The organism is Microvirgula sp. AG722 (genome assembly GCF_003269145.1).
In the GTDB taxonomy this organism is placed as follows: Bacteria; Pseudomonadota; Gammaproteobacteria; order Burkholderiales; family Aquaspirillaceae; genus Microvirgula; species Microvirgula aerodenitrificans.
On sequence record NZ_QLTJ01000021.1, the window covers coordinates 16,302 to 34,082 of the forward strand.

The window sequence follows — 17,781 nt, forward strand, 5'->3', positions numbered from 1 at the left end:
CCCGTATCCTGCCGGGGTTTTCCCGGCAGTTGCGCGGTTTTTAGCACCGTATCCGTAAACTCGTTTTGGCGGGATTCGGCTGGTCTTACTCTTGCATCCCAAGGAGTGGGAAGAATGTCTGATCTGGCTCAGGCCCAACTGCTGGGCGCGTCCTGCGCGCAATTGCCCATCCATACTTATTTTGATCCGGCATTCCATGAACTGGAGCAACAGCTGCTGTTCCGCGATGCGCCGGTCTACTATGGCCACGAGCTGATGGTGCCGAATGTCGGCGACTATCACACGCTGGAATGGATGGGGCACGGCAGAATGCTCAAGCGCAATGCCGATGGTGTCCGCCTGCTGTCCAATGTCTGCCGCCACCGTCAGGCGCTGATGCTGAAGGGGCGCGGCAATACCGACCACATCACCTGCAATATCCACGGCTGGACCTACGACAACCAGGGCCGGTTGCTCGGGGCGCCGCACTTTGCCGAAACGCCCTGTCTGAAGCTGGAGCAGGTCGAGCTGACCTGCTGGAACGGCCTGCTGTTCGATGGCCGCCGCGATGTCGCCCGCGATCTGGCGACACTCGGTGTTGCCCGTCATCTGTCGTTCGACCAGTACGGCTTCCACAGCGCCCATGTGACCGAATACGACTTCAACTGGAAAACCTTCATTGAAGTGTATTCGGAGGACTACCACGTCGATCCGTTCCACCCGGGGCTTGGCAATTTTGTCGATTGCGCCGACCTGAAGTGGGAGTGGGGCGAGCAGTATCACGTGCAGACGGTCGGGGTGAAGAACCGGCTGGCGCGTGCCGGCAGCCAGGTCTATGACGACTGGCATCAGCAGGTACGGCAGCGCCATGCCGACCGCCAGCCCGATTTCGGCGCCATCTGGCTGACCTACTATCCGAACATCATGGTCGAGTGGTATCCGCACGTGCTGGTAGTCAGCGTGGCCATTCCGCGCGGCGTCGACAAGACCACGGTCATTACCGAGTTCTACTACCCGGAAGACATCCTCTGGTTCGAGCCGGACTTTATCGAAGCCGAGCAGAAGGCCTACTTCGAAACCGCGGTCGAGGATGACGAAATCTGCTACCGGATGCACGAAGGCCGTCGCGCGCTGTGGCTGCGCGGCGACAGTGAGGTCGGTCCGTACCAGTCGCCGACCGAGGACGGCATGCAGCATTTCCACGAGTTCTACCGGCGGCAGATGGGGCAGGCCCTTGCCGGCTGACACGGCCTGTTCGCGGAGCGGCTGGCTGGCCCGGGCATTGCTGCTGCTCTGCCTGCTGCCGTCGGCCGCCGGCGCGGGCGTGGTCCGCGACCGTGAGCTCGGTTTCAGCATCGACCTGCCGCCGCGCTGGAAACTGACCTACCGCGAGCTGTCGGCCCCGGACCGTTCGCGGGCCTGGATTCCGTCGCGGCGCACCGACGCCGACCGCGGCCGGGCGCGCATCGAGGTCGAGCGCCGTCGCCATCCCGGGGCACGCAAGCTGGAGCGCGAGATCCGCCGCCGCGGCAAGGAACTGACCGCACCGCTCCGCATCCGGACCTATCCGCGCCCCAACCATACCGAACTGACGCTGGTTGAATACCGCGACGGCAGCTACGATCGCAGCGGTGCGTGGCTGGTCAACCGCTATCTGCTGGCCTACCTGCCGGTGGATGGCAAGACGCTGCTGGTTGCCCGCTGCCAGGCGGCGGAAACCGATTTCGCCCTCTATCGCGCCCAGCTGGAAAAAAGCTGTCTGAGCCTGTCGGCGCTGCCGCGCTGAGCGCGTCTGCGATACAATCCGTCCCTTCGTGCGCCGCGAGACCGAGCGGTGGCACACCGGGAACCCCAGTGGTTCCGCCAACTTCGACTGTTCTTCGAAGGGACATATCATGACCGCATCCGTCGATGCCGGCCGGGCACTCGTCGTGCTTTCCGGCGGCCAGGACTCGACCACCTGCCTGTACTGGGCGCTTGCCCGTTTTTCCCATGTGGAAGCCGTCACGTTCGACTATGGCCAGCGCCATCGGGTCGAACTGGCGTCTGCCCGCACCATCGCCACGCTGGCCGGCGTGCGCCAGACCGTGCTGCCGATCGACACCTTCAGCGCGCTCGGCGGCAATGCGCTGACCGACGACATCGCGCCCGAGGCAGCTGCCGGCGACGCGCTGCCGAATACCTTTGTGCCCGGTCGCAACCTGATTTTCCTGACCTTCGCCGCCGCCTATGCCTACCAGCATCAACTGGGCCATATCGTGACCGGTGTCGCACAGACCGACTATTCCGGCTACCCCGACTGCCGCGAGAACACGCTCAAGGCACTGGAACTGGCGATCAACCTGGGCATGGACGCCCGGCTGCAGCTGCACGCGCCGCTGATGTTCCTCAGCAAGGCCGATACCGTGCGCCTGGCACAGTCGGTCGGCGCGTTCGATGCGCTGGCCCACAGCCATACCTGCTATGAAGGCCAGGTGCCGCCATGCGGCCAGTGTGCTGCCTGCCAGTTGCGCGCCCGCGGCTTTGCCGAAGCCGGCGTCGCCGACCCGCTGCTCGTCCGGACGGGAGGCTGACATGCGTATCGTGCATTGTGCTGCGGCCGGCTTCGAGTCCGCGCGCCGGCTGGCGTCGGACGAGGCGCATGGTCACAGCTTCACGGTCAGTGCCCACGCCGCAACCGGGCTGGCTTCCCTGCGCGCCCGGTTGCATGAGGTGACGCAGGCGCTCGATTACCGCGACCTGAACCAGGTGCTGCCGTCGCCGGACGATGCGGCGCTGGCCGACTGGATCGCCGCGCGCCTGCCGATGGCGGCCGATCTGGTTCTGCGCAGCGCGCCCGACCGGGGTGTCGAGCGCGATGCTGACGGGACGCGGCGGGTCTGGCTGAAAAGCGGCTTCGAGGCGGCCCACCAGCTGCCGCACGTGCCGGCCGGCCACCAGTGCGGTCGCCTGCACGGCCACGGCTTCGGCGTGCGGCTGCTGGCCGATGCCGACCGACAGGACATCGCCGCGCTGCAGGCGGCCTGGGCGCCGCTGCATGCGCAGCTCAACCATGCATACCTGAATGCCTTGCCCGGACTGGACAACCCGACCAGCGAGAACCTCGCCGCCTGGCTGTGGCAGCGACTGGGCGCGGTCGTGCCCGGCCTGCGTGCCGTCGACGTCTTCGAGACCGCCACTGCCGGCAGCCGCTACGATGGCCACCGTTTCCGGATCTGGAAGGAAATGCGCTTCGAGGCGGCGGTGCCGTTCGACGGTCACGGCCGCTATACCGGTCACAGCTATCTGGTACGGCTGCATCTGGCCGGCCAGGTCGACGCCCGGGGCTGGGTGCGCGACTTTGGCGAGGTCAAGGCGCGCTTCAAACCGTGCTATGCCCGGCTCGACCACCATCCGCTCGACCAGCTGCCGGGCATCGGCGCCACCGACTGCGCCGGCATTGCCGGCTGGATTGCCGCGCAATTCGCCGCCGGGGTGCCGGAGCTGTGCCGGGTCGACGTGCTGGAAAACGACCACGATGGCGCCGAGTGCCGGCTGGCCGGGGAGGGGGCATGAACTACACGGTCAAGGAAGTGTTCTACACCCTGCAGGGTGAAGGCGCGCAGGCCGGCCGAGCGGCAGTGTTCTGCCGTTTCTCCGGCTGCAATCTGTGGAGCGGGCGCGAGGTGGATCGTGATCGCGCCATCTGCCGTTTCTGCGATACCGACTTTGTCGGCACCGGTCCGGACGGCGGCAAGTTCGCCGATGCCGGGGCGCTGGCCGCACATATCCGTGCCGGCTGGCGCGGGCAGGGCGGCACACCGTATGTGGTATTCACCGGCGGCGAGCCACTGCTGCAACTGGACGCTGCCCTGATCACGGCACTGCACCGGCTCGGCTTCGAAATCGGCGTCGAAACCAACGGCACGCTGCCGGCCCCCGACGGCATCGACTGGCTGTGCGTCAGCCCGAAGGCCGACACCGACTGGGTACAGCGCCGTGGCGACGAGATCAAGCTGGTCTACCCGCAACCGGCCCTGCTGCCGGACACGGTCGCCACCGACGGCTTTACCCACGCGTGGCTGCAGCCGATGGACGGCCCGGCACGCACGGAACACACCCGGGCGGCGATTGCCGCCTGCCTGACCGATCCCCGCTGGCGGCTGTCGGTCCAGACCCACAAGATCACCGGCATCCGCTGAAGCGGAGGCCGCTTGCCCATCCAGGAGTTTCCCCGATGAACCTGCACGACAAACTGAATGCCCTGGGCAGCCAGCGCACCGACTACCGCTACGACCAGCCGGACGCCGCGCTGCTGGAGCGCTTCCCGAACCCGTATGCCGAAGCGACGATCAACCCGCACGGCGTGACCGGCAGCCTGAACATCACCTGCCCGGAATTCACCAGCCTGTGCCCGGTCACCGGCCAGCCGGACTTCGCCACCCTTGTCATCGACATGATCCCGGGCGCGTGGTGCGTCGAATCGAAGTCGCTGAAGCTGTATCTCGGTTCCTTCCGCATGCATGGCGAGTTCCACGAAGCCTGCGTCTGCCGCATCTGCAACGATCTGGTCACCCTGCTGCAGCCGAAGTGGATCCGGGTCGAAGGCCGCTTCACGCCGCGGGGCGGCATCCCGCTGTGGCCGACCGCCGAGTGGCGCCAGCCGGGCTGCTGATTTCCGGCCGGCGCGCTGCCGGTTCACGGGCGGGCATGGTATTGTCCGGTCCATGCCCTTGACCCGAATTTCCTCGTCCCTGACCGGCCTGCCGCCGGACTGGGCCACGCGGCTGAAAACCGGCCAGCTTGGCGCGGCCTGGATGCTGGTTGCCGCCTTCTTCTTTGCGCTGATGGCCTCCTGCGTCAAGCTCGGCGCCGTCCATCATGGCGCGGTCGAACTGGTGTTCTGGCGAACGCTGTTCGGCATGGTGTCGCTGGGCGCCGTCGCCGGTGTGCGCCGGCAGTCCCTGCTGACGCCGAACTGGTGGGTCCAGGTCAAGCGCGGGCTGTTCGGCTATGTGTCGCTGGTCTGCTATTTCTCGGCCATGACCGAGCTGTCGATCTCGACCGCGGTCACCCTCAATTATTCGTCGTCGATTTTTCTTGCCCTGCTGTCGGTGCTGATGCTCGGCGAACGGCTGACGCCAAAGCTGCTGCTGTCGCTGGGGCTGGGACTGGTCGGCGTGGCACTGCTGCTGCGGCCGTCGATCGGCGCCGGTCAATGGCAGTCGGGGATGATCGGCCTCGGTTCCGGCCTGATGGCCGCCTTTGCCTATCTGCACGTGCGCGAACTCGGCCAGCTTGGCGAGCCGGACTGGCGCACCGTGTTCTGGTTTACCGGACTGTCCACCGTCTGCGGCGGCGTCTGGCTGCTGCTGAGCGGCGGATTCCGGCTGCCGACGGCCGAATCGGTCTGGCCGCTGCTTGGCATGGGCATCACGGCCACGCTGGCGCAGCTGGCGATGACCCGTGCCTATTCGCAGGGCGACAAGCTGGTCGCCTCCGCGCTCGCCTATTGCACCGTGGCCTTTACCGCGCTGGCCGGCGCCCTGCTGTTCGGTGACCGGCTCGACCTGCCGGCCGTGGCGGCGATCGTGCTGATCGTCGTCAGCGGGCTGATTGCGGCCAGACGCTGAGCGGGTGCTTTATAGGAAGCCCCCCGCTGCGCTACGATAGAAGAAAACCACCCCAGCCGAAGGAGGCACGCATGATCTCGATCCGCCCGCAGGATTTCGGCCTTGATGTCGCGTTGTACAACGAATTCACCCTGGCCGATTTCAAAAGCCTCGAAGCTGCGCTGCTCGACCGTTTCAACAGCCAGGCCAAACCCAATGTCCTGATCGACATGAGTGAAGTGGTCGACTTCACCATCGACATGGCCGTCGAGGAACTGCGCTTCGTCCGCGCGCACGAAAAGCATTTTGGCCGCATCGCCGTGGTGGTCAAGGACAACTGGATCAAGCTGGCGGCGCATATTGCCGGCCTGCTCAGCGGTGACACCGACGTGATGTATTTCGACAGCGCCGAGTCGGCCCGTGAATGGGTCGAGGGCGGGGAACTGCCCGCGGTCTGACGCACAGCCGGCCGCGCATCGCGGCCGGCCCTCCCATTGCAGAAGTCGCCACTGAAGACTGCGACAAGCCTGTCTGAGCAGTAAAATCTCCCCATACATAGGACTCCCCATCGCGTGGAGGCAATCAATACCCTGCTGTTGCTGGGTGGCGGCCTGCTGTTTCTCAGCGTGCTGGCCAGCCTGGTGTCGGCGCGTTTCGGCGTGCCATTGCTGCTGGTGTTCCTGGTGGTCGGCATGCTGGCCGGCGAGGACGGCCCCGGCGGCATCCGCTTCGACAATTACGGCGCAAGTTTCTTTATCGGCAACCTCGCGCTGGCCATCATCCTGCTCAACGGCGGCCTGCAGACCTCGATCAAGTCGTTCCGCACCGGCCTGAAGCCGGCGCTGTCTCTGGCCACCGTCGGCGTACTGGTGTCGGCCGGGCTGGTCGGCGTGTTCGCCATGCTGCTGATGGGCATCGATCTCGCCCATGGCCTGCTGCTGGGTGCCATCATCGGCTCGACCGATGCCGCCGCCGTGTTCGCGCTGCTGCGCTCCGGCGGCATCCGGCTGAACGACCGGGTCGGCTCGACACTGGAGATCGAGTCCGGCGCCAATGACCCGATGGCGGTGCTGCTGGTGCTGATGCTGGTCGGCTGGATGTCCGGCCGGGCCGACGGCGGGCCGCTGACGCTGCTGCTGACCTTTGTCACCCAGTTTGGCGTCGGCGCGCTGGCCGGACTCGGCGGCGGCTGGCTGCTGTCGCGGCTGTTCGCCCGGTTGCGGCTGGCGGACGGCCTGTATGCCCTGCTGCTGGCTGCCGGCGGGATTTCGCTGTTTGCGCTGGCGAACAAGATGGGCGGCAGCGGCTTTCTGGCGATCTACCTGGCCGGTGTGGTCATTGGCAACCGGCCGACACCGGCCTCGCCGATCATGCTGCCGGTCATGGATGGCCTGGCCTGGTTCGCCCAGGCGGTCATGTTCCTGATGCTCGGCCTGCTGGTCACGCCGTCGAAGATGGTGGGCGACCTGCCGCAGGCCTTTGCCGTCGCCGTGTTCCTGATGCTGGTGGCGCGACCGGTGGCGGTCATGCTCTGCCTGCGTCCGTTCCGCTTTCCGCGCCACGAAGTGCTGTTTGTCAGCTGGGTCGGCCTGCGTGGCGCGGTACCGATCGTGATCGCCATTTTTCCGATGATGGCCGGCGTGCCGGCCTCGGCGCCGCTGTTCGGCGTGACCTTTGCCGTGGTGCTGGTGTCGCTGCTGGTGCAGGGCTCGTCGCTCGGCTGGATGGCGCGCAAGCTGGGCGTGGTGGTGCCCGAGCCGGACCCGCTGCCCCAGGCCCGTGCGCCGCTGCTGGCGCTGACGCCGACGGCCGACTGGCTGACACTGAGCGTGCATCCCGACGCGGCAGCCATTGGCGAACCGGTCGGCACGGTGCTGGCCGGGGCCTTGCCCGGCGCTGCAGCGCATTGTCTGGCGCTGTCGCGCCACGGTCAGCTGATCGTGCCGGATGCCAGCACCCGCTTCGCTGCCGGTGACGACGTGCTGGTGCTGGCGCCGGCCGGAGAGGGCGAGGCGCTGTCGCGCGTTTTCCTGCCGCAGCCGGAGCAGGACGGGCCGCTGTGCGAGCGGCGCTTCTTCGGTGACTTCGTACTCGATGGCAGCGCACGGCTCGGCGATGTCGCCGGACTGTATGGTGAAACGCCGCCGGCGGATGAGGCTGATCTGACGCTGGATGCCCTGTTTGCCCGTCGTTATGCCTGCGTGCGGGTCGTTGGCGACCGTATCCGCATCGGCCGGTTGTGTCTGACCATCCGGGCCATGAACGACCGTCATGTCGGCCGCGTCGGCCTGAGGCTGGCGGCAGACCGCCAACTGCACCCGTTGGCGTGACCGCCTTGCATCCTGCGCGCACCGGCTCTAAAGTCCGCGCTCCATCGAAACCGACCCTACCCACTGATTGTCACGATGCTGAAACCGATTGCCCAACGCCTGGCCGAAGAACTCAACGTCCGCCTGGCGCAAGTGTCCGCCACCATCGAGCTGTTCGACGGCGGCGCGACCGTGCCGTTTGTCGCCCGCTACCGCAAGGAAGCCACCGGGGGTCTCGACGACACCCAGCTGCGCCTGCTCGACGAGCGCCTGCGCTATCTGCGCGAGCTGGATGACCGGCGCGACACCATCGTCAAGTCGATCGCCGAACAGGGCAAGCTGAGCCCCGAAGTGGAAAGCGCGCTCTACGCTGCCGGCGACAAGACCACGCTGGAAGACCTGTACCTGCCGTACAAGCCCAAGCGGCGTACCAAGGCACAGATTGCGCGCGAAGCCGGACTGGCGCCGCTGGCGGAGACGCTGCTGGCCGACCCGTCGCAGACGCCGGAAGCCGTGGCGGCCGGCTTCGTCAATGCCGACAACGGCGTGGCCGACATCAAGGCGGCGCTGGACGGGGCGCGGGCGATCCTGATCGAACGCTTTGCCGAAGATGCGCAGTTGCTGGGCGAGCTGCGCGACAAGCTGTGGCGCGAAGGTGAAGTCGTCGCGCGGGTCGTGCCGGGCAAGGAAAGTGCCGGCGCCAAGTTCGCCGACTATTTCGCCCATGAGGAACCGCTGCGCAGCCTGCCGTCGCACCGGGCGCTGGCACTGCTGCGCGGTCGCAATGAAGAATGCCTGACCCTGGCGCTGCGCTATCAGCCGGAAGACACGCCGCTGACCCAGCGCAGCGAATACGAGCAGCGCATCGCTGCCCGTTTCGGCCTGACCGATCAGGGCCGGCCGGCCGACAAGTGGCTGCTCGACAGCGTGCGCCTGTGCTGGCGGGCCAAAATTTTCCTGTCGCTGGAACTGGAGCTGTTCGGTCGGGTGCGCGAGGCGGCGGAAGAAGAGGCGATCCAGGTGTTCGCCCGCAACCTGCACGACCTGCTGCTGGCCGCACCGGCCGGCCCGCGCGCCACACTGGGGCTGGACCCCGGCCTGCGCACCGGGGTCAAGGTGGCGGTGGTCGACGCCACTGGCAAGCTGCTCGACACCGCGACCATCTATCCGCACGAACCGCGCCGCGACTGGGACCGCTCGCTGGCGACGCTGGGTGCACTGTGCGCCCGGCACAAGGTCGACCTGATCGCCATCGGCAACGGTACCGCCAGCCGCGAAACCGACCGGCTGGCGGCAGACCTGATCCGCCTGCACCCGGAACTCGGCATGACCCGGATCGTGGTCAGCGAAGCCGGTGCCTCGGTCTATTCGGCCAGCGAACTGGCGGCGCGGGAGTTTCCCGATCTCGACGTCAGCCTGCGCGGCGCGGTGTCGATCGCCCGCCGGCTGCAGGACCCGCTGGCGGAACTGGTCAAGATCGACCCGAAGTCGATCGGCGTCGGCCAGTACCAGCATGACGTCAACCAGAGCCAGCTGGCTCGTGCGCTGGATGCCGTGGTCGAGGATTGCGTGAATGCGGTCGGTGTCGACGTCAATATGGCGTCGGCAGCGCTGCTGACCCGGGTCTCGGGCCTGAATGCCACCCTGGCGGCGAACATCGTCGCCCATCGCGATGCGCACGGCGCCTTTGACAGCCGTACCGCGCTGAAGGCCGTGCCGCGCCTCGGCGACAAGACCTTCGAGCAGGCGGCCGGCTTCCTGCGGGTGATGGGCGGCGTCAACCCGCTCGATGCTTCGTCGGTCCACCCGGAAGCCTATCCGGTGGTGGAGAAGATCGTGGCCCGCTCCGGTCGCGAGGTGAAATCGATGATCGGCGACAGCGGTTTCCTGAAAACGCTGAAGGCGACCGATTACACCGATGAGCGTTTCGGCCTGCCGACGGTGATGGACATCCTCGGTGAACTCGACAAGCCGGGGCGCGACCCGCGTCCGGAATTCAGAACGGCGGCCTTTGCCGACGGGGTCGAGGATATCCGCGATCTGCAGCCGGGCATGGTGCTGGAAGGTGTGGTCACCAATGTGGCCAACTTCGGTGCCTTTGTCGATATCGGCGTCCACCAGGACGGACTGGTCCATATCTCGGCGCTGTCGAAGAAATACGTCGCCGATCCGCGCACGGTGGTCAAGGCCGGCGATGTGGTCAAGGTCAAGGTGGTCGAAGTCGACGCTCCGCGCAAGCGCATCGCGCTGACCATGCGCCTCGACGATCCGCTGGATGCGCCGCGTGCCGGAGCGGGCAGGGCTGCCGCTGTGGCCACCGGTGGCCAGCAGAAGCGTCGCCGCGACGACAAGCCGGCCGCCGCCGGCAACTCGGCCATGGCCGATGCCTTCGCACGGCTGAAGCGCTGATCGCGGCAGCAGGAAAAAAAGCCCTGGCGGTTTCCCCGCCAGGGCTTTTTTGCGATCGGGCCGGCTGATATCAGCGACCGTGTCCGGTCTTCTGTGTTTTCTGCTTCTTTTGCTCCTTGTGCGTCACTGCCTTGTGCGGCGCCGCTTTCTTGCTGGCGGCACTTTTCCGGTTCACGGCCTTGCCACTGGCCTTGCTGCCAGTCTTGCCCGCGTGCGCGGTCTGCCTGTTGCGCTTGCTGCTGCCGGCCTTGTGGTTTGCCACGGCTTTCCTGTTTGCCGACGCCTTGCTGCCGCGCACCGCCTTCTTGTGCGAATCCGGCCGGGCGCTGGCGTGGACGGCCTGTTTCTTGCCCTTTTCGGCATGGATCTTGCTTTTGCTGGCGGGACGGGCGGCCTTGCGCTTGTCGACCGTGGCGTGCTTGCCGTGCCGGGCCGAGGCGGTTGTTGCCGTGGCGGTTTTCTTCTTGCCGGCGTGCCGGGCGGAAACCGGCTTTGCCTGGGCGTGCTTCGCACTGGCCTTGTGCCGCGATGTCCGGGCGGAAACGGCGCTGTCGCGGCGCTTCTTGTCTGCCCTGGCCGTGTGGCGCGAAGCCTTGGCCGGGCGCTCGGCACGGCTGCCGCGCGAGGTGTTGTCGGCGGCGCGAGCCGGCTTGGCGGCGGTCGCCGGACGGGCCTTGCCGGCCTTGACCGGAGCTGGCATGTAGTCGCCGGGCAGGGGAACGTCTTCGGCGTGGGCCGAACAGAGGGTCAGCGCCGTCAGGCCGCCAATAAGGAACTGTATGAATTTACGCATTTTTTGTCAGGGCCGCAGGCGGTAAAGGGAATGTTTGAGAAATATTTATTCGAAATATTGAGCGATACAGTTAGTGGCAGTTATATTACCACGCATGGAACACCGCCCTGCGCGGGCGCCTGTTCCGCAACAACTACCCTCAAGGGAGAGAATGCATGAAACTATCGAGAAGAAACCTGGTGCTCGGGGCGCTGCTGTCGGCATTCGTGCTGACCGGCTGCGGCAAGAAGGAAGAAGCTGCCAATGTCCAGGCGCCGACTACGCCGGCTGCCGAGGTGAAGGAATATGTGGTTGGCACTGATGCCGCCTATGCTCCTTTTGAATTTGAAAATGACCAGAAGCAGGCCGAAGGTTTCGACATCGACGTGGTCACCGCCATTGCCGACAAGGCGGGCATCAAGGTCAAGTTCATCAATACGCCGTGGGAAGGCATTTTCGCCAGCCTGAATAACGGTGACCGTGATGCGCTGGTTTCCGCCATCACCATTACCGACGAGCGCAAGGCGTCGATGGACTTCTCCGAGCCGTACTTCGAGGCACGCCAGCTGATCGTGGTCGCCAAGGATGCCAAGGTTGCCAAGTTCGGTGACCTGAAGGGCATGAAGGTGGCCGTGCAGACCGGCACTACCGGCGATGAACTGGTGCAGAAGCTGCTCGGCAAGACCAGTGCCGACATCAAGCGCTTCGAAAGCACCCCGCTGGCGCTGAAGGAACTGGAAAGCGGTGGCGTGCAGGCCGTGGTCGCCGACAACGGCGTCGTCATCAACTATCTGAAGAACAACGCCGACAAGGGCCTGATCTCGGTCGAGGACAAGGACAGCTTCCACCCCGAGTATTACGGCGTCGCCGTGAAGAAGGGCAATGCCGAGCTGCTGGGCAAGATCAACGAAGGTCTGAAGGCGATCAAGGCCGACGGCACCTACGACAAGATCTACGCCAAGTGGTTTGGCGAAAACAAGTAAGCGGACCACGCTGAAGACATGCAATACCTGCGGCGCGCGTTTACCGCGCGCCGCCGTTTTTCCGGGAGAGGGGGAATGATGGACTTCCGGTTCGCAATGATTACCGAATACGCGCCGCTGTTTATCAGCGGCCTGAAGATGACGCTGGTCATCACGCTGATTTCCGTGGTGCTGGGTACGCTCATCGGTCTGTTCATGGGCATGGCGCGGCTGGCGGAAGCGCGCCACGGCATGAGCAAATACCTGCTGCGCTTTCTGGTCAAATGGCCTGCTACCGCCTATGTCACGTTCTTCCGCGGTACGCCGCTGTTCGTGCAGATCCTGCTGATTCACTTCGCACTGATGCCGACGCTGGTCCATCCGGTCGACGGACTGATCATCAGCGGTGACCTGGCCCGGGAAATCCGCCAGAACTACGGCGCGTTCTTCTCCGGCCTGCTGGCGCTGACGCTGAATGCCGGCGCCTACATCACCGAAATCTTCCGTGCCGGCATCCAGTCGATCGACCGCGGGCAGATGGAAGCGGCCCGTTCGCTCGGCATGAGCTACGGCAAGGCGATGAAGTTCGTTATCGTGCCGCAGGCGTTCCGGCGCATGCTGCCGCCGCTCGGCAACGAGGCGATCATGCTGCTGAAGGACAGTTCGCTGGTTTCGGCCATCGGTCTGGCCGAGCTGGCATTCGCCGCCCGTACCGTGGCCGGCGTCTACTCGCGCTACTGGGAACCGTACCTGACGATTTCCTTCCTGTACCTCGGCATGACCATGCTGATGGCGTGGGGCGTGTCGTCGCTGGAAAAGAAATACCGCATCGCCGCACGCTGAGGCCCGGAAACCGGTCCGCACGCGCAGACAAAAGAACAGCCCGGCTTGCCGGGCTGTTTCCGTTTTTGCATTCAATAATGTATGTGCTGCCGGCAGGCACCGCTCTCCGGCACGATATTCCCCGCAGCAGCAGGGGGGAATATTAGCCTTTGCCGCCATGGGACAGGCGCCGCGTGGTAGAATCAGGTCCATTTTTCCGGCCAAGCGATTGCCTCGAACACATGACCGATCAACTGTTTGCCAAAGAGACGATTCCCATCAGTCTCGAAGAAGAAATGCGGCGTTCCTACCTCGATTACGCAATGAGCGTGATCGTGGGCCGCGCACTGCCCGACGTGCGGGACGGCCTGAAGCCGGTGCATCGTCGCGTGCTCTTTGCCATGCACGAACTGTCCAACGACTGGAACCGTCCGTACAAGAAATCGGCCCGTGTCGTCGGCGATGTGATCGGTAAGTATCACCCGCACGGCGACAGCGCCGTTTACGACACCATCGTGCGGATGGCTCAGAATTTCTCGCTGCGCTATCCGCTTGTGGATGGTCAGGGCAACTTCGGTTCCATCGACGGCGACAACGCGGCCGCCATGCGTTACACCGAAATCCGCATGTCGCGCATCGCGCACGAAATGCTGGCCGATATCGAGAAGGAAACCGTCGACTTCGGCCCGAACTACGACGGCAGCGAACAGGAACCGCTGGTGCTGCCGGCCCGGGTGCCGAACCTGCTGATCAACGGCAGCTCCGGCATTGCCGTCGGCATGGCCACCAACATTCCGCCGCACAACCTCAACGAGGTTATCGACGGTCTGCTGGTGCTGCTCGGCAACCCGGAGATCACGCTCGACGAGCTGATCGACATCATCCCGGCGCCGGACTTCCCGACCGCCGGCATCATCTACGGCCTGGCCGGCGTGCGCGAAGGCTACCGCACCGGCCGTGGCCGTGTGGTGATCCGCGCCCGCACCCACGTCGAGGACATCGGCAAGGGCAGCGACCGCCAGGCGCTGATCATCGACGAACTGCCGTACCAGGTGAACAAGGCCAACCTGCTGATCAAGATCGGCGAGCTGGTGCGCGAGAAGGCCATCGAAGGCATTTCCGACCTGCGCGACGAGTCGGACAAGTCCGGCATGCGCGTGGTGATCGAGCTCAAGCGCGGCGAAATGCCGGAGATCGTCCTCAACAATCTGTACAAGCAGACCCAGTTGCAGGACAGCTTCGGCATGAACATGGTCGCGCTGGTCGACGGCCAGCCGCGACTGCTGAACCTGAAGCAGATCCTCGACGAGTTCCTGCGCCACCGCCGCGAAGTGGTGACGCGGCGCACGATCTTCGAACTGCGCAAGGCACGCGAGCGGGGCCATATCCTCGAAGGGCTGGCCGTTGCGCTGTCCAATGTCGACGAGATCATCGCCCTGATCAAGGCCGCGCCGACGCCGCCGGTGGCCAAGAGCGAGCTGATGGCGCGCGAATGGCACTCGGCGCTGGTCGAGGACATGCTGTCCCGCGTCGACGTCAGCCAGGCACGCCCGGACGGACTGCTGCCCGAGTACGGGCTGCAGAAGCAGGGCTACCGCCTGTCCGAAGTCCAGGCCCAGGCCATTCTGGAACTGCGCCTGCAGCGCCTGACCGGGCTGGAACAGGACAAGATCGTCAGCGAATACCGCGACGTGATGGACACCATCATGGACCTGCTGGACATCCTGTCGCGTCCGGAACGGGTGAACCAGATCATTGCCGAGGAACTGGCCCAGATCAAGACCCAGTATGGCGACGCCCGCCGCTCGGAAATCGAGCAGTACGGCGGCGACATCAATATCGAAGACCTGATCACGCCGCAGGACATGGTGGTCACGCTGTCGCACGGTGGCTACATGAAGGCGCAGCCGGTCGCCGACTACCAGGCCCAGCGCCGCGGCGGTCGCGGCAAGCTGGCGGCCGGGACCAAGGAAGAAGATTTCATCGACAACCTGTTTGTCGCCAATACCCACGACTACCTGCTCTGTTTCTCGAGCTTTGGTCGCATGTACTGGATCAAGGTCTACGAACTGCCGCAGGGCAGCCGCAACAGCCGCGGCAAGCCGATCGTGAATCTGCTGCCGCTGGCCGATGGCGAGAAACTCAATGCCATCCTGCCGGTCAAGGCCTTCAGCGACAGCGAATACGTGTTCATGGCGACCAGCCGTGGCACGGTCAAGAAGACGCCGCTGTCCGACTTCTCCCGTCCGCGCACCGCCGGCATCATCGCCGTCGACCTGGACGAGGGTGACCACCTGATCGGTGTCGCCGTGACCAGCGGCAGCAGTCAGGTCATGCTGTTCTCCGACGCCGGCAAGGCCGTGCGCTTCGACGAGGGCGACGTGCGCGCAATGGGCCGTACCGCCCGTGGCGTGCGCGGCATGGACCTGGCCGACGGCCAGCAGGTGATCGGCATGCTGGTCAGCAACGACGAAACGCTGCAGGTGCTGACCGCCACCGCCAACGGCTACGGCAAGCGCACGCCGATCGGCGACTACCGCAAGTCGCGGCGCGGCACCCAGGGCGTCATCGCCATCGATACCGGCGAGCGCAATGGCAAGCTGGTCGCCGTGGCGCTGGTCGAGGAGCAGGACGAGCTGATGCTGATGACGACCGGCGGCGTGCTGATCCGCACCCGCGTGTCCGAAGTCCGCGAAACCGGCCGGACCGCCCAGGGTGTGCGCCTGATCAATCTCGACGAGGGTGAACACCTGATCAGCCTGGAAAAGGTGGCCGAGAGCGACGAGGACCTGCCGGTCGACGACGACGCCATCGACGGCGCTGAAGCCGTGGACGGCGAGCCGGCTGCAGGTGAAACCGGCGAAGGCGAGGGCGCCTGATGAGCCCGGCGCTGTTCGAGCAGATGCAGAATTGGTTCGTCAGCATGCCGCATTGCGCGACACTCGGCATGCGGCCGGCCGGCCTCGACGAGGGCCGGCCGACGCTGGCCATCGACTGGCGCGACGAACTGGTCGGCAACCCGGTGACCGGTGTGCTGCACGGCGGCGCCATCACCAGCCTGATCGACACCACCAGTGGTCTGGCGCTGTTTGCCCGGCTCGACCAGCCCGAGGCCATCGCCACGCTGGACCTGCGCATCGACTACCTGCGCCCGGCCACGCCGGGCCAGCCGGTGTTCTGCCGTGCCGAGTGCTACAAGCTTGGCCGGCAGATCGCCTTTACCCGCGCGCTGTGCCACCAGGGCGATCCGGCCGACCCGATTGCCCATGGCGTCGCGACCTTCATGCGCGACTCCAGTCCGGCGGTGCTTGGCGGGGGGACGACATCATGAAATCCTATATGCAACGCTTCCAGGCGCTGCGCGATGCCGGCGATTTCGCCGGCATTATCGACAGCATCCCGTATGCGCGCCTGCTGGGTGTCGAGTTTGCCGAGGAGAGCGACGGTCGCCTGCTGTTCACCCTGCCGTTCCGCCAGGCCAGCATCGGCAACCCGATCCTGCCGGCGCTGCACGGCGGCGTGATTGGCGGCTTCATGGAAAACGCTGCGCTGATCCAGCTGATGTGGGTCCGCGAATCCGGCGAACCGCCGAAGACCATCGATTTTTCGCTCGATTACCTGCGTTCCGGCAAGCCGGACACGCTGCATGCCCGCTGCGAGTTCACCCGTCAGGGCAAGCGTATCGCCAACATGCAGATCACCGCCTGGCAGGACGATGAAAACAAGCCGGTCGCCGTGGCCCGCGCACACTTCCTGCTGAACTAGAATCAACCGGCGCGAAGGACACGCAAACGATGTCCGCACGCTCCCTGCACTGAGTCCCGCGCAGGTCATCGCGGGAGAGAAGAGGACCCATGAGCATCTACAACTTTTCCGCCGGCCCCGCCGTGCTGCCGCAGGACGTGCTGATCGAAGCCGCCCGCGAAATGACCGACTGGCATGGCTCCGGCATGTCGGTGATGGAAATGAGCCATCGCGGGCGCGAGTTCATGTCGATCGCCGCCGATGCCGAAGCCGATCTGCGCGAGCTGCTGGCCATCCCGTCGAACTACAAGGTGCTGTTCCTGCAGGGCGGGGGCCACAGCCAGTTTTCGATGGTGCCGCTGAACCTGCTCGGCGACCGGAAATCGATCGACTTCGTCGTTACCGGCCACTGGGGCAAGCTGGCGCTGAAGGAAGCCCATCGCTTTGCCGAAGTGAACGTCGCTGCCAGCGGCGAGGACAGCCAGTTCACCACCATCCCGCCGCAGTCCGGCTGGAAGCGTGACCCCGGCGCCGCCTATCTGCATTACGTCAGCAATGAAACCATCGGCGGCGTGCAGTTCCCGTATATCCCCGAATCCGACGTGCCGCTGGTTTGCGACATGTCCAGCGACTTCCTGTCCCGTCCGGTCGACGTCAGCCGCTTCGGCCTGATTTTCGCCGGTGCGCAGAAGAACGTCGGCCCGGCCGGCCTGACCCTGGTCATCATCCGCGAAGACCTGCTCGGCCATGTCCGTCCCGGCACGCCGACCATGTTCGACTACCGGGTTCACGCCGATGCCGACTCGATGTACAACACCCCGCCGACCTACGCCATCTACATGGCCGGGCTGGTGTTCAAGTGGCTGAAGGCGCAGGGCGGGCTGAAAGGCATTGCCGCGCGCAATGCCGAGAAGGCCGCGCTGCTGTACCAGGCCATCGACGCCAGCAACGGCTTCTACCGCTGCCCGGTCGACAAGCCGTACCGCTCGCAGATGAACGTGCCGTTCCGCCTGCCGAGCGAGGCACTGGAAGCGCAGTTTGTCGAAAGCGCCGCCGCAGCCGGTCTGGTGCAGCTGAAGGGCCACCGTTCGGTCGGCGGCATGCGTGCGTCGATCTACAACGCCATGCCGCTGGAAGGCGTGCGGACGCTGGTGCGCTTCATGAACGATTTCGCCCGCAACAACGGCTGAGCG

At 65.5% G+C, this 17,781-nt stretch carries 17 protein-coding genes and 1 pseudogene; 17 read left to right on the forward strand and 1 reads right to left on the reverse strand.

Going from position 1 to position 17,781, the window contains the following annotated elements; genetic code table 11:
- Nucleotides 1–114: 114 nt before the first annotated feature.
- From DFO50_RS17180 to DFO50_RS17225, 11 genes and pseudogenes are all read left to right on the forward strand, one after another.
- The gene (locus tag DFO50_RS17180; protein ID WP_028500135.1) at nt 115–1,224 is read left to right on the forward strand and encodes an aromatic ring-hydroxylating dioxygenase subunit alpha; all 1,110 of its coding nucleotides are present in this window, start codon (nt 115–117) and stop codon (nt 1,222–1,224) included.
- Nucleotides 1,214–1,765 (forward strand): hypothetical protein, encoded by a 552-nt coding sequence (locus DFO50_RS17185; protein WP_112692924.1) that lies wholly within the window; start codon nt 1,214–1,216, stop codon nt 1,763–1,765. The genes DFO50_RS17180 and DFO50_RS17185 overlap by 11 nt, the downstream gene beginning before the upstream one ends.
- Nucleotides 1,766–1,874: 109 nt before the next feature.
- On the forward strand, nt 1,875–2,552 hold the full coding sequence (queC, locus tag DFO50_RS17190; RefSeq protein ID WP_028500137.1) for a 7-cyano-7-deazaguanine synthase QueC: 678 nt from the start codon (nt 1,875–1,877) through the stop codon (nt 2,550–2,552).
- A 232-nt stretch (nt 2,553–2,784) separates the two neighbouring features.
- Nucleotides 2,785–3,180 (forward strand): annotated as a pseudogene (locus tag DFO50_RS19920) (6-pyruvoyl tetrahydropterin synthase family protein); the annotation flags it as partial.
- Nucleotides 3,181–3,204: 24 nt separating this feature from the next.
- Entirely contained in the window at nt 3,205–3,534 is a 330-nt protein-coding gene (locus DFO50_RS19925) for a 6-carboxytetrahydropterin synthase (RefSeq protein WP_233495299.1), read from the forward strand.
- Entirely contained in the window at nt 3,531–4,160 is a 630-nt protein-coding gene (gene queE, locus DFO50_RS17200) for a 7-carboxy-7-deazaguanine synthase (protein ID WP_112692925.1), read from the forward strand. Before DFO50_RS19925 ends, queE begins: the two co-directional genes overlap by 4 nt.
- A gap of 35 nt (nt 4,161–4,195) precedes the next feature.
- Nucleotides 4,196–4,633, forward strand: a complete 438-nt coding sequence (gene queF, locus DFO50_RS17205) for a preQ(1) synthase (RefSeq protein WP_028500139.1) — start codon at nt 4,196–4,198, stop codon at nt 4,631–4,633.
- A 58-nt stretch (nt 4,634–4,691) separates the two neighbouring features.
- On the forward strand, nt 4,692–5,591 hold the full coding sequence (locus tag DFO50_RS17210) for a DMT family transporter (protein WP_233495298.1): 900 nt from the start codon (nt 4,692–4,694) through the stop codon (nt 5,589–5,591).
- Between the two features lie 71 nt (nt 5,592–5,662).
- On the forward strand, nt 5,663–6,028 hold the full coding sequence (locus DFO50_RS17215) for an STAS/SEC14 domain-containing protein (protein ID WP_028500141.1): 366 nt from the start codon (nt 5,663–5,665) through the stop codon (nt 6,026–6,028).
- Nucleotides 6,029–6,142: 114 nt separating this feature from the next.
- Nucleotides 6,143–7,900 carry a potassium/proton antiporter gene (locus DFO50_RS17220; RefSeq protein ID WP_028500142.1) on the forward strand — a complete coding sequence of 586 codons (1,758 nt, stop codon included), beginning with the start codon at nt 6,143–6,145 and terminating at the stop codon, nt 7,898–7,900.
- Nucleotides 7,901–7,975: 75 nt separating this feature from the next.
- Nucleotides 7,976–10,288, forward strand: coding sequence for a Tex family protein (locus tag DFO50_RS17225; protein ID WP_028500143.1), 2,313 nt, complete (start codon nt 7,976–7,978; stop codon nt 10,286–10,288).
- A gap of 70 nt (nt 10,289–10,358) precedes the next feature.
- Here the strand turns inward: DFO50_RS17225 and DFO50_RS17230 are convergent, their stop codons facing one another.
- Complete coding sequence (locus DFO50_RS17230; RefSeq protein ID WP_107889886.1) at nt 10,359–11,081, reverse strand: hypothetical protein; 723 nt, start codon at nt 11,079–11,081, stop codon at nt 10,359–10,361.
- Between the two features lie 155 nt (nt 11,082–11,236).
- On the opposite strand from DFO50_RS17230, the gene DFO50_RS17235 reads away from it, so the two are divergent.
- From DFO50_RS17235 to serC, 6 genes are all read left to right on the forward strand, one after another.
- Nucleotides 11,237–12,043 carry a basic amino acid ABC transporter substrate-binding protein gene (locus tag DFO50_RS17235; protein ID WP_028500145.1) on the forward strand — a complete coding sequence of 269 codons (807 nt, stop codon included), beginning with the start codon at nt 11,237–11,239 and terminating at the stop codon, nt 12,041–12,043.
- Between the two features lie 78 nt (nt 12,044–12,121).
- A complete protein-coding gene (locus DFO50_RS17240; protein ID WP_028500146.1) occupies nt 12,122–12,865 on the forward strand; it encodes an amino acid ABC transporter permease in 744 nt (247 codons plus the stop codon).
- A 221-nt stretch (nt 12,866–13,086) separates the two neighbouring features.
- The gene (gene gyrA / locus DFO50_RS17245) at nt 13,087–15,723 is read left to right on the forward strand and encodes a DNA gyrase subunit A (protein WP_028500147.1); all 2,637 of its coding nucleotides are present in this window, start codon (nt 13,087–13,089) and stop codon (nt 15,721–15,723) included.
- Nucleotides 15,723–16,175, forward strand: coding sequence for a PaaI family thioesterase (locus DFO50_RS17250; RefSeq protein WP_028500148.1), 453 nt, complete (start codon nt 15,723–15,725; stop codon nt 16,173–16,175). Before gyrA ends, DFO50_RS17250 begins: the two co-directional genes overlap by 1 nt.
- Nucleotides 16,172–16,609 carry a PaaI family thioesterase gene (locus DFO50_RS17255; protein WP_028500149.1) on the forward strand — a complete coding sequence of 146 codons (438 nt, stop codon included), beginning with the start codon at nt 16,172–16,174 and terminating at the stop codon, nt 16,607–16,609. Before DFO50_RS17250 ends, DFO50_RS17255 begins: the two co-directional genes overlap by 4 nt.
- Nucleotides 16,610–16,698: 89 nt before the next feature.
- Nucleotides 16,699–17,778, forward strand: coding sequence for a 3-phosphoserine/phosphohydroxythreonine transaminase (gene serC / locus DFO50_RS17260; RefSeq protein WP_028500150.1), 1,080 nt, complete (start codon nt 16,699–16,701; stop codon nt 17,776–17,778).
- Nucleotides 17,779–17,781: the final 3 nt, after the last annotated feature.

Coding starts and splice junctions, on each gene's coding strand:
- DFO50_RS17180 (WP_028500135.1), top strand. CDS start 115: ATGTCTGATCTGGCTCAGGCCCAACTGCTGGGCGCGTCCTGCGCGCAA.
- queC (WP_028500137.1), top strand. CDS start 1,875: ATGACCGCATCCGTCGATGCCGGCCGGGCACTCGTCGTGCTTTCCGGC.
- DFO50_RS19925 (WP_233495299.1), top strand. CDS start 3,205: ATGCGCTTCGAGGCGGCGGTGCCGTTCGACGGTCACGGCCGCTATACC.
- queE (WP_112692925.1), top strand. CDS start 3,531: ATGAACTACACGGTCAAGGAAGTGTTCTACACCCTGCAGGGTGAAGGC.
- queF (WP_028500139.1), top strand. CDS start 4,196: ATGAACCTGCACGACAAACTGAATGCCCTGGGCAGCCAGCGCACCGAC.
- DFO50_RS17215 (WP_028500141.1), top strand. CDS start 5,663: ATGATCTCGATCCGCCCGCAGGATTTCGGCCTTGATGTCGCGTTGTAC.
- DFO50_RS17225 (WP_028500143.1), top strand. CDS start 7,976: ATGCTGAAACCGATTGCCCAACGCCTGGCCGAAGAACTCAACGTCCGC.
- DFO50_RS17230 (WP_107889886.1), bottom strand. CDS start 11,081: ATGCGTAAATTCATACAGTTCCTTATTGGCGGCCTGACGGCGCTGACC.
- DFO50_RS17235 (WP_028500145.1), top strand. CDS start 11,237: ATGAAACTATCGAGAAGAAACCTGGTGCTCGGGGCGCTGCTGTCGGCA.
- DFO50_RS17240 (WP_028500146.1), top strand. CDS start 12,122: ATGGACTTCCGGTTCGCAATGATTACCGAATACGCGCCGCTGTTTATC.
- gyrA (WP_028500147.1), top strand. CDS start 13,087: ATGACCGATCAACTGTTTGCCAAAGAGACGATTCCCATCAGTCTCGAA.
- DFO50_RS17250 (WP_028500148.1), top strand. CDS start 15,723: ATGAGCCCGGCGCTGTTCGAGCAGATGCAGAATTGGTTCGTCAGCATG.
- DFO50_RS17255 (WP_028500149.1), top strand. CDS start 16,172: ATGAAATCCTATATGCAACGCTTCCAGGCGCTGCGCGATGCCGGCGAT.
- serC (WP_028500150.1), top strand. CDS start 16,699: ATGAGCATCTACAACTTTTCCGCCGGCCCCGCCGTGCTGCCGCAGGAC.